Genomic DNA, 14,175 nt, shown 5'->3' on the forward strand with positions numbered 1-14,175 from the left:
AACCTCAGACGGTGAACTCCATCGGCGCCATTCCCATGAACGCCGTCTCGTAGCCGTCGTGACGAGCGACCTGCGGCGGCGAATCGACCGTGAGTCGTAGCGTATCACCGGATTGGATGTCCTCGACGGCGGTTCCGTAATGGTTGTCGAGTTTCGGGTCAAGCGCCGAAGTGAGCGATGCCTTCGAAACCGTCTTTTCGTTTCGAACCAGTTTCGCGGAAAGCGACATCCGGGGGAGCACGATTCGATTGTAGGGCGTCCGCGGCGACACCGCGAGATAAGGTTTGTTTCCGTCGGTGAATCGGTTCGACGGTTCGATAATCGTAGCGACGAAATCCGCGTCCCCAGACGATTCCGTTCCGAGGACGGTTCCCGGCAGTTCCCGCGGGCCGGGCGCGCGACCCGCGGGAACGTCCTCCATCATCGGTTCGAGCGCATCACGGGAACCCTGTTTGTCGCCGGTTTCTCGGTACTCCACGTCGTACACCTGCTCGGTGTCGAAATCGAAGTCGATGGTCGCGGACGCGCCGTCTTCCAATCGGGAGGCGTATTCTCCGGTTCGGCGCGCCCCTATCGACCCGACCTCTATCGTCGCGGTGTACGAACCGTCGCCGTCGAGCGTGACGTTATCTCCGTAGTGAAACCCCATAGTCTGAGACAGCATCGGCCACGGAGCGCGGTCATCGACCGTCTCCTCGCCTTTCGTAATCGTCAACTGCATGTCCGCGGGAACGACGGTGTTCGTCTTCGCGTCCCAGAGGGAAAGCATGAGATGGAGAGAGTCGTCCGACTGGACGACGACCTTGTTGCTCGACCGACCGGCGACGTTCCAGAACCGATGGGGATAGGAGTACATCAGGGCGAAGCAGAACTCTCCGCCTTCGGCCATTCCGTACATTTCCATCCCCTCCATGTAGGCGGGGTAGTAGACGGCGTCGGGGCGGTTTTCGACGATAGGCGGGTCGCGCCACGCGGACTGCGTCCGAAATCCAAGCGATTCGAGACAACCCGTGAGGGCGGTTCCTCCTGCAAGTGCCGTTCCGGTGCGGAGAAACGTTCGACGGTGCATTAAGAGACAGTTGTGCGAGCGTTCGAATGAGGGTGTTGGTTCGGGGGTCGAATCCGATATCGGCATCGAAACCCGACGGCTCGGTTTCAACGGTTTCGGACCGCTGTTGCCGACAGGAAATCGCCTTCGCAGTCGGTAAGTGAGTTCGTCGGCCCGCGGCGTGCGTTTCGGAAATCACCCGTCCGAATTCAGGCGGATCCGTTTAAGTAGTTCTCGCGACAAGGAAGAGATACGAGAGACGTTCTATCACTCGTTATTCTTCCAGGGCGGTCTGTATCGCCGCTTCCGTCCACTTTTTATTGGTCGCATAGAGAGCAGTAGGGTGATGGCAACTGGTGTGTCCGACCGATTTTGGCGCGTTTTCCACTACGACACACTGTTGCTGACGGCCGGAATTTGGTTTCTCGCGAAGTTTCTCCGGTACGCCCTTCCGGCCCTGTTTCCCGTCTATCAGGCGGAGTTCGGCGTTTCGAACGCATTTCTCGGAGCGGCGTTCACGGCGATGATGATAGGCTACTCGCTTATGCAGTTTCCAAGCGGAGTCCTCGCCGATCGGTTCGGGGCGGTACAGGTCATCGTGGCGGGTTCGGTGGTCGCAGCAAGCGGCGCACTGATTCTCGGAATTGCCGCGCCGTTAGCCGTCCTCCTCGGCGGAATGCTCCTCATCGGCTTCGGGACGGGCGTCCACAAGACGGTTTCCATCAGACTGCTAGCGCGCGTCTACCCGAACAAAACCGGGCGCGCTCTCGGCCTGTTCGACACCCTCGGCACGTTTGGCGGAGTCGCGGCACCTACCGCGGTCGTTGTCGTAACGGATGCGGGAGACTGGCACGCGCTCTTTCTCGTCGGCGCAATCACGGGGGTCGCGCTCGCTGCTGGCGTTTTCTCACACGTCCCGCGCCGGGCATCGGATGGGCGTGACGACGCCGACATCGACGGCACTGGCGGCGCGAACAACCCGAATCGCGCCGGTTCCGAAACGAATTCGGGAGCGAACTCGGAGACGAACATCGCGTTCAAGCGGTACCTCTCGCTGTTCCAAAACCGTCGACTCTCGCTGTTCGTCGGGGTGACGCTCTGTTTCGGCTTCGCGTACAACGGCGTCGTGGCGTTCCTCCCCCTCTACCTTACCGACCGGGGGTTGACCGACGGAACCGCCTCGCTCGTCTACAGCGCGCTGTTCGCCGTGAGTTTCGTCCAAATCGTCACCGGCGACCTCTCCGACCGAATCGGACGACTGCCGCTCACCATCGCGGTTCTCGCCGTCGCGGCGGGTTCACTCGGAATGTTAGTCGTCGTCGGACAAGCGAGCGCGCTCGTCCTCGGGGCAACCGTCGTCGCGTTCGGACTCGGGAGTCACGGCTTTCGCCCGATTCGCGGTGCCTACCTCTCAGCGACGATTCCGGGCGACGTAGCCGGCGGCGGCCTCGGCCTCGTTCGAACCTTACTGATGGGCGTCGGCGCAATTGCGCCAGCGGTCGTCGGGGTCATCGCTGACGGGGCCGGATTCGCCGTCGCGTTCGGCCTGCTCGCGGTCATGATGGCCGGTTCGGTACTGTTCGCCGGTGCGACCGCACTTTCGAAATGATCCGTTTTGAATCATTCCGACGGCTCAATCGTTCGCAAAACCAGCGCGTATCAGAACAAAACCGCGGCTATCGAGAGAAGCGCGATGTCGAGAGCAGGGTACATCGACCCGAAAACATCGGAGTCGAGGAAAAATTCACCCGCGGTAACAAAACTGAGTACAGTGAAAACGACCAGCGTGACGATGCTGAACGCGAACGTTTTTCCGAATCCGACATTGGGACGGTACGCGACGAAAAGGACGGCGACGAAGAGCGTTCCAATCGACCCGAAATCCAATGGCGAGAGCGGAAGTGGATGGACGAACCACGCGTTAAGAAACATGGTGAGAAAGCTACTGACGGAGATGGCCAGACACCACCAGACACCGAGGATGCGAAGTGGTTTGTCGAGTGCGGTTCTGATGCGCCGGATGGCACGGTTTTTACCTGCACCGCTTATCATGCCCTCGTCAGTCTTGTTTCCTCCAGTGCGACCATCGTTTCGCCAATGCCGACGCACACCCTGTCACCGACGACGGCAGGCGGACTGCCGCCGACTGCCGAATCCGAACTGAACGCGAACAGTTGCTCACCGGTTTCGGAATCCAGTGCGACAACACCGGAATCGACCCCGGCGTAAATCGCCTCGTTTGTGACTGCGAGGCCGGAAACGTCGGTCAATAGGTTGGTCGACGCGTCCCATCGCGTGGTTCCATCGGACGCGTCGAGCGCGACGATGTGACCGTCTCGGGCGGGGTAAACGGCGTCCCCGTCGGTCGTCATCCACGAACCCGACCGCATCAGCCGACCACTTTACCGTTCCGTCCTGAACGTCCACCGCATGGAGCGTTTTGGTGCCGCCGTAGAGCGTTCCGTTTGCAATAGTGGGGACGGAGAGAAGAGGAGAGGGGGCGTTACCGGGGAATCCAGTTCGGGACAGTTCCCAGAGTTTGTCGCCAGTTTTCGCGTCGAGACCACCAGCGACTGAACCCGAATCCCCGGTTCCGACGAAAACGCTGTCCATGCAGGCGAGAGGAACCCAATCTCGGTTGGATTCCCAGCGCGGAATCCCGCTCTCTGCATCCAATGCGACGAGACCGTCCGAACTGCCGACCCGTGCCGAAATGAAAATGGTGTTTCCGACGCGGAGAATTTCGCGGAAGAAACTGCCTGCTACGAGCTTCCACTCGGCACGGACATCGACAACGGAGTATAGACCCGGTCGCGCGCTGTAGCATACGCCTCCCTGTCGTTCGTCGCCCCCGTCTCGCTTCCGACGGGCACGTGGTGCGGCTATTTCGTACTGGCATTACTGCTCGTGTCGGTCGTCTCATTCGCACTCGTCCTTGGAAACGAAGAGGAATAGCGAACAATAGACACCAACATCCATTGGATTTAACGAGTCGCGGGTGAACGACCGAGTAATGCAGTCCATCGACGAAGTTCACATCGCTCCGCTCGGGTACGAGTACGACCGAATCGTCGAACCGGTTCGAAAACACGGTGTCGATGTCCTCTATCTTCTCGAACACGACGGCCCGCCGAACGAGCGCCCGGTGTATCACGACGAACTGAAATCGGTTCTGGCGAACGACGGTATCGACGTTCGAAGCGAGGCCGTCGATCTGCTCGACATCTACGACGTGCTCGGCGTTGTGACGACGCTCGTCTCCGACCACGAGGACGACATCGTGCGCGTGAACGTTTCGAGCGGGTCGAAGCTCTCCGCTGTCGGCGCGGCAATCGCCTGCATGGCGACGAACGCCACGGCGTACTACGTCGAACCGGAAGGATACGCGCACCAAGACCGGGACGAACGCCAAAGCTACGGCTACGTCGGCGAAGAAGTTCTCCCGACATATCCAATCGAATCACCGACGCGCGACCAAGTCGCCGTGATGGATTACTTGGAGGAGGCAGACACGGAAGTGTACACACCGAAGAAAAAGGACATCATCAACTACGCCGAGAGCGCAGAGTTGTCGTTCATCTCGGAGAGCAGCCCAGCGAACGACAAGGCGAAGTTCGCACTGTTAAACGCCAATATCGTCGACCCACTCGCCGGAGATGGCTACGTGAACGTCTCAAAAGTTGGCCGCCAAAAACAGGTGACGCTGACCGAAACGGGCCGGGACGTGCTTCGTGCGTTTCGACATAAACTATAATGAGAATAGACACTTCGAAAGCAATTATTAGTTAGAATAGTATGCGAAGTAATGAGATTATGAATAGTTTTGATACTATCGATAGTTTTGTGATAGTACTGAATAGGTATCGAACGAATCAGTAGTTGATGACGACGTAGCGCCCTCCCCCACGCGTCCCCGACGATACCCGGGCGTTGGTTCCCCCCCACTTCGACCCTCGCTGGACTCCGGTACAACCGAGTCCAGTTCGCCGAACCTCCACGACCACCCCTGAATCCCCGCCGACGCTTCGGCCCTCCCCATCAATCGTCGTCGGACGGACGCTACTCGTCATCGGTTTGCCCCACGGCAAATCACTTCTCCACAAAAAATTAGCACGCCCGTAGACTCTTCGCCTGAAGTGTACCAATTCGGTCACTCCGCCGGAGTTACCTCGACCGCTATCCGTTCATCCGAATGTATTCCATCAGACCGCGTATCGTCGCCTGCAAATCCGCCTTGTCCACCGGCTTTTCGAGAATCGTTTGTGCGCCCCTGCTGACCGCCTTCTGACGCATCGCTGGCGGTATCTGCGCGGCGAGGACAAGCATCGGAATGTCGCGGTTGTTGAGTTGTTCGCACCGCTTCCAGATGTCCTCGGTGAAGCCGTCCACGTCGAGGACGGCGAGCGCCACGTCGTCCCGAACGGAGAGCAGTTCGTCGAACTCGTCCATGCTCGTCGCTATTTCGACGTCGTAGCCGCCGTTTTCGAGTAATCCGGCGAGCAGTTCGAGGTTTCGTTCGCGCTTCCCGAGAGCGAGGATGAGTGCCGCCTCACCCATCGTGCGTCTCCGATGACTGTTGGGCCATCTCCGGCGAACCCGAGAGAACGCTGTTGAGTTGGGTGAGTGGTTCTCCAACTTTGAGACCATGTTCGGTGATTTCGAACTCGCGGAGCGTGCGCTCGAAGTCGCTCGTTCGCTTTTTCAACACGCCGATGGCCTTTCGCATCTCGCCCGTAACTTCGAGGTGGCGCAGAAAGATTATATTGTCCGCGAGATAGCTGATTCCGGCTTCCGTGGCTTGGAACTCGCCGGTGATGGTGTCGATTTCGTCCACGAGGATGACGGTAACGCCCATGTTCTTGAGGTAGCGACAGAGCGAGTGGAGTTTTCTCACCAACACGCGTTCGTTGTCTTCCCGAAGGGAGAGCTTGTAGCCGTCGATACCGTCAATCATGACGATGCTGGTGTCGTTTTCCTCCACGTCTTTCCGAACTCGGTAGGCGAACTCGGTGGCGGAGCAGTCGAGGGGTTTCATCTCCTCCACTTCGAGCGACCCCTGTTCTTGCATCTGTTTGACCGGGATGTTGATGGTTTCGCTCCGTTGGCGGAACGTCTCCAGCGTTTCCTCGAACATATACATGACGGACCGCTCACCTCTGCCCGCGGCCTCTTTCATGAACTGCGTACCGACCGTCGTCTTCCCGACGCCGGTCGGGCCGCTAAAGATGCTGATGGTCCCGCGTTCGAGACCGCCGTGGAGCAGTTGGTCGACTTCTGGAACGCCCGAAGAGACGGATTCGATTTCGAACGTTCGGGAGTGGTTGATCGGTGAAATGTTTGGATACACCGCGAGGCCCCCCGATTGAATTCGCATAGCGTGGTCGCCCTCGTTGACCGACGAGCCGCGGAATTTCGGGACGCTGATGGTACGCCCGTGCGTGGAATGTTTCAGTTCAATCGTGCCGTCGGTCATGTACTGCAAGTCGTCGTCAGATGATTCGTCGCTGTGTTGGGAGGTAAAGAGAACCGTCGCACCCTGCTCTTTCAGATAGTGCATAAACGCGATGACCTGCTTTCGGAACTGATACTCGTCCGAGGTCAGATGCCGCAGACGGGTGAGCGGGTCAATGAACACCCGGTCGGGGTCGATGGATTCGACCCGCTCCGTAATTGCCCGCGTAAGCGGTTCCTGTTCGACTTCGCTCGGTCTGAAAATATCGTATGATTGTTCATCGACGAACACGTCAGAATCCGGACTCAAATCGAGAAAGTGAACGTTCGAGAGGTCGATGTCGAGCGTCGATGCGTTGTCCCGAATGTCATCCGCGGTTTCCTCAAGGTTGACGAACAGAACCGTCTCACCGGCCTCGACGCCGGCGGTGAGATAGTTCATTCCGAGAATCGTCTTTCCTGTCCCCGGGTCGCCTCGAAGAAGGTAGCTTCGTTTCGCAATGAACCCCCCTCGCAAAATTTCGTCGAGCCCCGATGTTCCGGTCGGTATTTTTGTCAGTTGGCTGTTACTCATGCGCAGCGTTGCTATACCTGCTCAGTGGAACGGTATATTTCTACCGAAGTGCGCAGTCTCGAAAACATCTAAGTGTGGTAGTCGTTCAATGATTTATAAAATTCGAACAACCAGCGCAGTTTTATTTCGACGGCGCATTCGAACAAACGAGGATGTACCGCGATTGTTCGCATTCGCTCCACTCGGGCGCGACGGTGTACCCCGGCGACCCGCCCGTGAACTGCACGCCGCACGCCACCCACAAGGCGGACGGCTATCGGGTCACCGACCTCGAACTCGGAACCCACAGCGGAACCCACGTCGATGCGCCTCGCCACACCGAACCCGAGGGCCGAACTCTCGATTCGTTTCCTATCGAAACGTTCGTTTTCGACGCACTGCTGGTTGACTGTCGGGAGAAAGAGGCACGCGAACCGATTCGCCCCGCCGACCTTCCCGAATCGACCGACGACGACCTGCTCGTCTTTTACACCGGATGGGACGCCCATTGGGGAACTGACGACTATTTCAACCACCCCTATCTGACAGCCGAAACCGCGAGGTGGTGCGCAAACCACGACTACCACGTCGGCATCGACGCGCTAAACGTCGACCCGACGCCAAGCGAAAACGCGACCGACGAACCGGGGCCTGAAGACGCCGACGAACCGACGGGCGTTCCCGCCCACCACGAACTGCTCGAAACCGACCACCTCATCGTGGAAAATCTGACCAATCTCGACGGATTGCCGCGTCGGTTCGCGCTCTCCGCATTGCCGCTTTCTGTGCGGAATGCCGATGGTGCGCCGATTCGTGCGGTTGCGGAGTATTGAGCGTAAACGGGGCTCTCCCGCGGTTGCGCTCAGGGCAGATGGCATGCGAACACGTCGTCGTGAAGCGTCTCCGTAACAGTATTCAAAATGGTTTTCAAATTCTGCGTGTCGTACTGGTTGTACCGAACGAGGGTGTCCAGCGCCTCCTCGTCGCCCGCCTCGTACTGGTGCCAGAGTCGAACCGCGTCCCGCCCGCCGATATCCATGCCGCCGCGGCCGACGCCGAGTTCGTTTTCCACCGCGCTCAAGCCGCCGGAGAGGCCGAGTCGCTTACAGGTATACATCAAATCGAGGTGTGGGGCGTCCATCGACAGGTCGAAGTTGTGTTCCAAAAACGGTTGGTCGAACCGCTTGCCATTGAACGAAACGAGCAGGTCGGATTCTGAAAACTCGTGCCGGAGGGCATCGGTCGTGAGGTCGTCGCCGCGAACGAGCGTCTTCGTCTCGCCGCCTCGATGCAAACTGACGGTCGTGACGACGCTCGAATACTTGCTCAGGCCGGTCGTTTCGATGTCGAAAAAACAGGTGCTCTCCCGAAAGTTCTCGTACAGTCGCCAGTTCTCGCCGCTCGGAAATTCGGACGCGAAGTACCGCGAATTGCCGTCGTCCAGTTGCTCGCTCGCCGTGGCGATGAACGACTCGATTCTGTCACCCGTCGCGTTGCCGACGAGCGACGGATCGAACTCGTCCCAATCGGTTGCCCCGTTTTGCCACAGTTTCTGCTCCGTCTTCTCGCCCACCCCGCGGACGGGAATGAAACTGTTCTCGATTCGCATTGCCGGATGATTTGACGAGAGGCTTAAAGACGTTGTCTCTTGCGGGCGAAAATAACCAGCGAGGTGACAGCAACGACGAACCCGAATCCGGAGTATCTATCGTTCTTGTCTCATTGAACGGTGAATGTAACCTGATCGGGGAGTCATCTGAAGTATCAAGAGCGAAGAATTTTAGATCACCGCATCAACATCCCGCGAATCGTCGCCCGAAGGTCGACTGTATCGACCGGTTTTTCGAGGATGGAACGAACGCCGCGGCTGATCGCCTCGCGTCGAACGTGCGCGGGTGTCGATGGGGTGAAGACAACGGATTGAGCACCTTGTTCGTGCAGATAGCCGCATCGTTTCCACAAGTCCGCCGAAAACCCCTCCATATCGAGGATGGCGATTTCGATCGATTCGTCCTCGCAGAGAGCGGCGTCGAACTCCTCGACGGTGGTCGTGAGACGCGCCGTGCAACCTTCTTGGTCGACGAGGTTGGAGAGCAGTTCGAGGTTTTGTTCGTTCTTGCTAAGGACGAGAACAACGGAGCTACCGCCCATTTTCAAGTGTGGAGGCGGATTTGGGTCCGGTCCACTCCGGCGCGCCCGACAGAACGCCCCGAAGCCCGGTGAGCGGTTCGCCGACTTCGAGGCCGTGGTCGGTGATTTTGAACTCGCGGAGCGTGCGCTCGAAATCGCTCGTCCGCTTTTTCAACACGCCGATAGCTTTTCGCATCTCGCCAGCAATTTCGAGATGGCGCAAGAAGACGATGTTGTCGGCGAGGTAACTGATTCCGGCTTCAGTGGCTTGGAACTCGCCGGTGACGGATTGGATTTCGTCCACGAGGATGACGGAGACGCCCATATCCTTGAGGTAGCGCGACAGCGTGTGAAGCTTTCTAACGAGCATCTCGTCGTTCTCACCGCTGACCGAGAGCTTGTACCCCTGCAAGCCGTCTATCATGACGATGTCCGTCTCGTTCTTCTTGACTTCGTTCCGAACTTCGCGGGCGAACTCCATCGCCGAGTGGTCTAAGGGTTCGACCTCTTCGACTTCGAGCGCGCCTTGTTCCATCATTTCCCCGACGGGGATATCGATGGCCTCATTTCGGCGCATGAACGTCTCCGTGCTTTCCTCGAACATGTAGATAACCGACCGTTCGCCCCTGCTTGCGGCCTCCTTCATAAACTGGGTTCCGGCGGTTGTCTTGCCGACCCCAGTCGGGCCGCTCAACACCGTGACCGTCCCGCGCTCGATACCGCCGTTAAGCAGGTCGTCGATTTCGGTGACGCCGGACGGAATCGGTTCGGCGACGAACTCGGCGTCGTGACCGACCGTCGTCAGTTCCGGATAGACGGCGAGACCACCCTGTTCGATTCGCATCGAGTGTTTTCCTTCCCTGATGGACGACCCGCGAAATTTCGGCACCGAAATGACGCGGCTCATATCTGGCTGTTCGAGTTGGATGGTGCCGTCGGTCATGTACTGTAGGTCGTGGTCGGGTGAATCCGGCGTACTCTCCGAGGTGAGCAGTATCGTCGCCCCTTGTTCTTTCAGGTAGCGCATGAACGCCATGACTTGCTTTCGGAACTGATAGGTATCCGACGTGAGATGACGAAGTTTCGTCAGCGGGTCGATGAACACCCGGTCGGGTGCTATCGACTCGACACGCTCGGTAATCGCCGTGGTAAGCGGTTCCTGTTCGACTTCGCTCGGCGAGAAAATATCGTATGATTGGTCGTCAACGAAGATATCAGAATCCGGGCTCAAATCGAGAAAGTGAACGTCGGAGAGGTCGATTCCCAACGTTACTGCGTTCGCTCGGATGTCCTCCTCTGATTCTTCTAAGTTGACAAACAGAACCGTCTCATCGACCTCGACACCGGCGGTGAGGTAGTTCATTCCGAGAATCGTCTTTCCTGTTCCCGGGTCGCCCCGAACGAGATAACTCCGTCCTGGAATAAGTCCACTGTGCAGTATCTCGTCCAGTCCAGACACGCCCGTCGATATTCGCTCTGGTGGACTGTGGATCATACCCTAGTATAGAATCACCGTAATACGCATATATCTCTATTGGGCGTGAAAGGAAGAAATAGCGGAGAGGGAGTCGTTACGTCGCTTTAATCGATTTCGATGCACAAATCTATAACTAAAGATACTATATCGGAGAAAATCCGACGCATCCGTCGTAATTGTATATATCATTAAATGTAACATTACTCGGGCGGACTTCGGAGTACGCGATCCGGAATAGCAGATGGGGGACGAATAACAAAGGGCGATGAATCCGTATCTTCTACGATTGCGTGGTAGCGCTGAGCGGGAATCTCGTAGATTTCGCGAGGTTCCCACAACGGACCACGCAGGGTGAACAACACGATGTCAGAGGCGGATAAATATCCGGAAGACACGTCACGTCGTCGCTTCGTCAAGGGGGTCGTCGGAAGCGCGGCGTTGGCAGGTATCGGGACTGGAACGGTTGCAACGCTAAAATCCGCGACGGCACCGTCCGGCGCAGGGGGTGGTATCGTTCAGTACTACGGCGTCGAAAACACCGCGGGACCGGCACCGCGACCGATGCCGCAGATTCCGGTCGAAGTAGAGGACAATGGAGACGTGAAAGGTCTCTGGCCGGAGTTAAAAGAGGAGCAACAGGAAGGTCGCACGATAACCGTCGCCGAACAGCAAATTGGCGGCGTCACGTACTCGTCGGAGTGGTTCCAGTACTGCGGCGTCCAGACGTATCCCGGCATCGCGCCGGACGCAGACCAAGATAACTATTTCCGCTACGCGCCGTCCTCACAGTACGAATGGCAGTCGTCGGAGGTAGAGGGTGGAGCCATCGTCAACGTCAGCGATTTCGAAGATTACGAGTCGTGGGGGAACGAAATCGGGCAGTCGGGACTCGGAAAACCCGCCGTCGCGACGTGGCGCTCACAGGAGGTTCCCGCGAGCGGCACGATTCCCGTACAAATCATCAGAAGTACACGAGTCGAGGAGATGGCCAACAACAACCAGTGGTTGGGCGCAAGCACGCAGAGCGGCTTCATTGCCATCATGGACAAATGCACGCATTTCTGCTGCGTGCCGCTGTTCAAGGGCGACCCCGGAAGTGCGAAGTTCGGTGCCGCGGACGAGATTTACTGTCCGTGCCACCAGTCGGTGTACGACCCGTTCAGTATCGAACGAACGTCGTTCGTCGCGCTTCCGCGGCCCGATGACGACTCCGGAAGCTCCAGTGAATAAGACCCTTCGACGCCACCAGTCACGATGGTCAATCGGCCCGTTCGGGCCGCACGGTTGGACGCGCCGAAAACGGGTTCGCCGTCGCACGGATAACCGCGACGGCGCCGACTGCGAAACACCCGAAACCGGCCAGTGTGACCAGCGGCGAGGTGACGTTCGCCATCGCGCCGCCAGCGGTTCTGGCGACCAGAAAGACGAGCGCGTGAACCATCGAGACGCCGCTGAGCGTTGTCGCTCGTCCGCGGGAGGCGACTCGGTCGTTGACGAACGTGCTTCCGAGCGTGTCCGTGACCGTGTTAGCCCCGCGAGAAAGAAAGAACACGGGCAGGGCGACGGCGGGAACGGAACTAGCGACGAGGAGGCCGACGGCGCTCGCCGTCGGCCCCACCACAAACCATCTCCTAACGCCGATTCGGCGGCCGATCGCGGCGGCGGTCGAGGAACCGACCGCCGCGGCGAGCATGAGGCCCGCGTACAGCGGGCCGAGTGTGGACGGCCGAAATCCGATGGACAGCGCCACCGGTTGAACGAACACCTCGACCGTTTCCGGTACCGCGAGAACGATTCCGGAGAGGATGACGAACGACCGAACCGTCGGGTTCGAAACGACCGAGACGAGTGCGGTTCGCGCTTCTGCGAGCGAAAATCCCTCGTCCGAACGGGAGGCGTCGGGTTCCGGAAGCGTCAGCACGACCAGCGCGCCAATCGCGGTCAGCACGCCTGCGAACAAAAACGGTAGGGCCGACCACTGTTCGTAGAGCGCACCACCGACCAAGGCGGAAACCGCGGCGGAAGCGTAGAAGACGCCGGTGGCTCTCCCGCGAACGCGGGTGTACGAACCGGTCGCGTCGTGGTCGTTTAGCATGTCGTACAGCCACGCGTCGGTGCTTCCCGATCGGAAGGTGGCGGCGACGCCCCAGAATCCCCAGAAGGAGACGAACCCGACGAGAGAATCGACGAACGCGAAACCGAAGTGGGTTACGGAGATGAGGACGGAACCGACGAAGAGGCTGTTTCGGCGACCGATTCGGTCGCCAACGTAGCCGGTCGGAATCTCGCCGAGGAGCGTTCCGGCGAAGAACATCCCGGCGGCGAGGCCGACGCCAGCGAGGTCGAGCCCTTGCGAGAGCGCGTGCACCGTGAGAATCGGGTAGACGAATCCACCGGAGGTGAGGCCGCGATAGCCGTAGAACCGAAGGACGAGTGAATCGATGGATGCGTGAGCGTGTTGTGACATCGAGTGTAGTGTTCGTAATCGAAGAAGCAGACGAGGGTAATAATCGCTCGTAGAAAATCAGTTCAGTTGTCGAAATTACACGATTTACAGTCGTCTCCGACACCAATCAGTAGCTTTTGTTCGGCTCTTCGCGTCGTTTCAGTCGATGGATTCCGCGGCAGTCGAACCAGCCGACGAACACGTTCGAGACGCCTTCCAACTGCTGGCGGACGAAACCCGACTGGAAATCCTCTTCGCGCTCTGGAACGCGCCGGAGTGGACGGCGACATTCACGGAACTGAAAGACGCCGTCGGGATGCGCGACAGCGGCCAGTTTCAGTACCATCTAAACCAACTCGCTGGAACTTTCATCCGGCAAGTCGACGACGGGTACACTCATCTCGCTAGCGGAATTGCACTGTATCGAACGATGTTAGGGAGTGTGGCTGGAACCGAGTCAATTGACCCGATTTCGCTCAATGAATCCTGCCCCAACTGTGAAAATCGGCTCCAACTGACCTACGAGAATCAGGTTTTCTACGCACGCTGTTCGACCTGCGACGAAACTCTGTTTAGTTCGCCCTTTCTCCCGGCCGGACTCGGCAATCGAACCGACGACGAACGACTCTGGGCGTTCGATCGCTGGACGCGCCGAATGGTCGGGAATCTCCGCGATGGCGTCTGTCCGTGGTGTGCGAGTACGGTCAACCACGAACTTTCCGGCGAATCCTCGGCAGATGAAACGGATTCTGACGTTCGAATCGTTCACACCTGCAATCGCTGTGGCGGATTCTTGAAAACGACCGTCGGGGAAACCGTCATCGACCACCCCGCCGTGATTTCGTTCTTCTACGACCACGGCAAAGACATCACCACGATTCCCCACTGGAAGCTCGATTTCTGTATGAGCGACTCGGGAGTAGAACTGATTTCGGAAGAACCGACTGAGATACGACTGACGATTCGAGAGGCGGGAGACGAACTTACTCTCACGCTTGACGAAGATTTCACTATCACCGAAAGCAGACGGTTGAAACCGCAAGACGGCACTCGCAATTAAACACCGACAG

General features: G+C 58.4%; 15 protein-coding genes and 1 pseudogene. 5 read left to right on the forward strand and 11 right to left on the reverse strand.

The annotated features are described in order from the left end of the window. Positions 1 to 4 precede the first annotated feature (4 nt). The gene (locus LIX15_RS12235; RefSeq protein WP_227773468.1) at positions 5 to 1,069 is read right to left on the reverse strand and encodes a twin-arginine translocation signal domain-containing protein; all 1,065 of its coding nucleotides are present in this window, start codon (positions 1,067 to 1,069) and stop codon (positions 5 to 7) included. A 325-nt stretch (positions 1,070 to 1,394) separates the two neighbouring features. On the opposite strand from LIX15_RS12235, the gene LIX15_RS12240 reads away from it, so the two are divergent. Continuing rightward, positions 1,395 to 2,657: an MFS transporter gene (locus LIX15_RS12240; RefSeq protein WP_227773469.1), complete on the forward strand. Its 1,263-nt coding sequence runs from the start codon at positions 1,395 to 1,397 to the stop codon at positions 2,655 to 2,657. A 50-nt stretch (positions 2,658 to 2,707) separates the two neighbouring features. Here the strand turns inward: LIX15_RS12240 and LIX15_RS12245 are convergent, their stop codons facing one another. The 3 genes and pseudogenes from LIX15_RS12245 to LIX15_RS33235 all read right to left on the reverse strand — a co-directional run. Further along, the gene (locus LIX15_RS12245; RefSeq protein ID WP_227773470.1) at positions 2,708 to 3,100 is read right to left on the reverse strand and encodes a hypothetical protein; all 393 of its coding nucleotides are present in this window, start codon (positions 3,098 to 3,100) and stop codon (positions 2,708 to 2,710) included. After that, positions 3,097 to 3,420 (reverse strand): outer membrane protein assembly factor BamB family protein, encoded by a 324-nt coding sequence (locus tag LIX15_RS12250; RefSeq protein WP_227773471.1) that lies wholly within the window; start codon positions 3,418 to 3,420, stop codon positions 3,097 to 3,099. The genes LIX15_RS12245 and LIX15_RS12250 overlap by 4 nt, the downstream gene beginning before the upstream one ends. 31 nt (positions 3,421 to 3,451) lie before the next feature. Next, positions 3,452 to 3,934: pseudogene (locus tag LIX15_RS33235) on the reverse strand (outer membrane protein assembly factor BamB family protein); the annotation flags it as partial. Positions 3,935 to 4,061: 127 nt separating this feature from the next. Here LIX15_RS33235 and LIX15_RS12260 point away from each other — a divergent pair. Further along, the gene (locus LIX15_RS12260; RefSeq protein ID WP_227773472.1) at positions 4,062 to 4,802 is read left to right on the forward strand and encodes an HFX_2341 family transcriptional regulator domain-containing protein; all 741 of its coding nucleotides are present in this window, start codon (positions 4,062 to 4,064) and stop codon (positions 4,800 to 4,802) included. Positions 4,803 to 4,920: 118 nt separating this feature from the next. Here LIX15_RS12260 and LIX15_RS12265 read toward each other — a convergent pair whose 3' ends face one another. From LIX15_RS12265 to LIX15_RS12275, 3 genes are all read right to left on the reverse strand, one after another. Next, positions 4,921 to 5,118, reverse strand: a complete 198-nt coding sequence (locus tag LIX15_RS12265) for a hypothetical protein (protein WP_227773473.1) — start codon at positions 5,116 to 5,118, stop codon at positions 4,921 to 4,923. A 106-nt stretch (positions 5,119 to 5,224) separates the two neighbouring features. Further along, entirely contained in the window at positions 5,225 to 5,605 is a 381-nt protein-coding gene (locus LIX15_RS12270) for a response regulator (protein ID WP_227773474.1), read from the reverse strand. After that, positions 5,598 to 7,073, reverse strand: coding sequence for an ATPase domain-containing protein (locus LIX15_RS12275; protein ID WP_227773475.1), 1,476 nt, complete (start codon positions 7,071 to 7,073; stop codon positions 5,598 to 5,600). Before LIX15_RS12275 ends, LIX15_RS12270 begins: the two co-directional genes overlap by 8 nt. A 152-nt stretch (positions 7,074 to 7,225) precedes the next feature. On the opposite strand from LIX15_RS12275, the gene LIX15_RS12280 reads away from it, so the two are divergent. Next, positions 7,226 to 7,885, forward strand: a complete 660-nt coding sequence (locus LIX15_RS12280; RefSeq protein WP_227773476.1) for a cyclase family protein — start codon at positions 7,226 to 7,228, stop codon at positions 7,883 to 7,885. A 29-nt stretch (positions 7,886 to 7,914) separates the two neighbouring features. Here LIX15_RS12280 and LIX15_RS12285 read toward each other — a convergent pair whose 3' ends face one another. From LIX15_RS12285 to LIX15_RS12295, 3 genes are all read right to left on the reverse strand, one after another. Beyond that, entirely contained in the window at positions 7,915 to 8,661 is a 747-nt protein-coding gene (locus LIX15_RS12285) for a ribonuclease H-like domain-containing protein (protein ID WP_227773477.1), read from the reverse strand. A 176-nt stretch (positions 8,662 to 8,837) separates the two neighbouring features. After that, complete coding sequence (locus tag LIX15_RS12290) at positions 8,838 to 9,203, reverse strand: response regulator (RefSeq protein WP_227773478.1); 366 nt, start codon at positions 9,201 to 9,203, stop codon at positions 8,838 to 8,840. Continuing rightward, on the reverse strand, positions 9,193 to 10,677 hold the full coding sequence (locus tag LIX15_RS12295; protein WP_227773479.1) for an ATPase domain-containing protein: 1,485 nt from the start codon (positions 10,675 to 10,677) through the stop codon (positions 9,193 to 9,195). Before LIX15_RS12295 ends, LIX15_RS12290 begins: the two co-directional genes overlap by 11 nt. A gap of 345 nt (positions 10,678 to 11,022) precedes the next feature. Between LIX15_RS12295 and LIX15_RS12300 the strand changes: the two genes are divergently transcribed. Continuing rightward, positions 11,023 to 11,889 carry a QcrA and Rieske domain-containing protein gene (locus LIX15_RS12300; RefSeq protein WP_227773480.1) on the forward strand — a complete coding sequence of 289 codons (867 nt, stop codon included), beginning with the start codon at positions 11,023 to 11,025 and terminating at the stop codon, positions 11,887 to 11,889. Between the two features lie 28 nt (positions 11,890 to 11,917). Here the strand turns inward: LIX15_RS12300 and LIX15_RS12305 are convergent, their stop codons facing one another. Beyond that, positions 11,918 to 13,126 (reverse strand): MFS transporter, encoded by a 1,209-nt coding sequence (locus LIX15_RS12305; protein ID WP_227773481.1) that lies wholly within the window; start codon positions 13,124 to 13,126, stop codon positions 11,918 to 11,920. Positions 13,127 to 13,271: 145 nt separating this feature from the next. On the opposite strand from LIX15_RS12305, the gene LIX15_RS12310 reads away from it, so the two are divergent. Then, positions 13,272 to 14,165, forward strand: a complete 894-nt coding sequence (locus tag LIX15_RS12310; RefSeq protein ID WP_227773482.1) for a winged helix-turn-helix domain-containing protein — start codon at positions 13,272 to 13,274, stop codon at positions 14,163 to 14,165. Positions 14,166 to 14,175: the final 10 nt, after the last annotated feature.

Origin of the sequence: Haladaptatus pallidirubidus, from assembly GCF_020700235.1 — an archaeon.
Lineage (GTDB): Archaea > Halobacteriota > Halobacteria > Halobacteriales > Haladaptataceae > Haladaptatus > Haladaptatus pallidirubidus.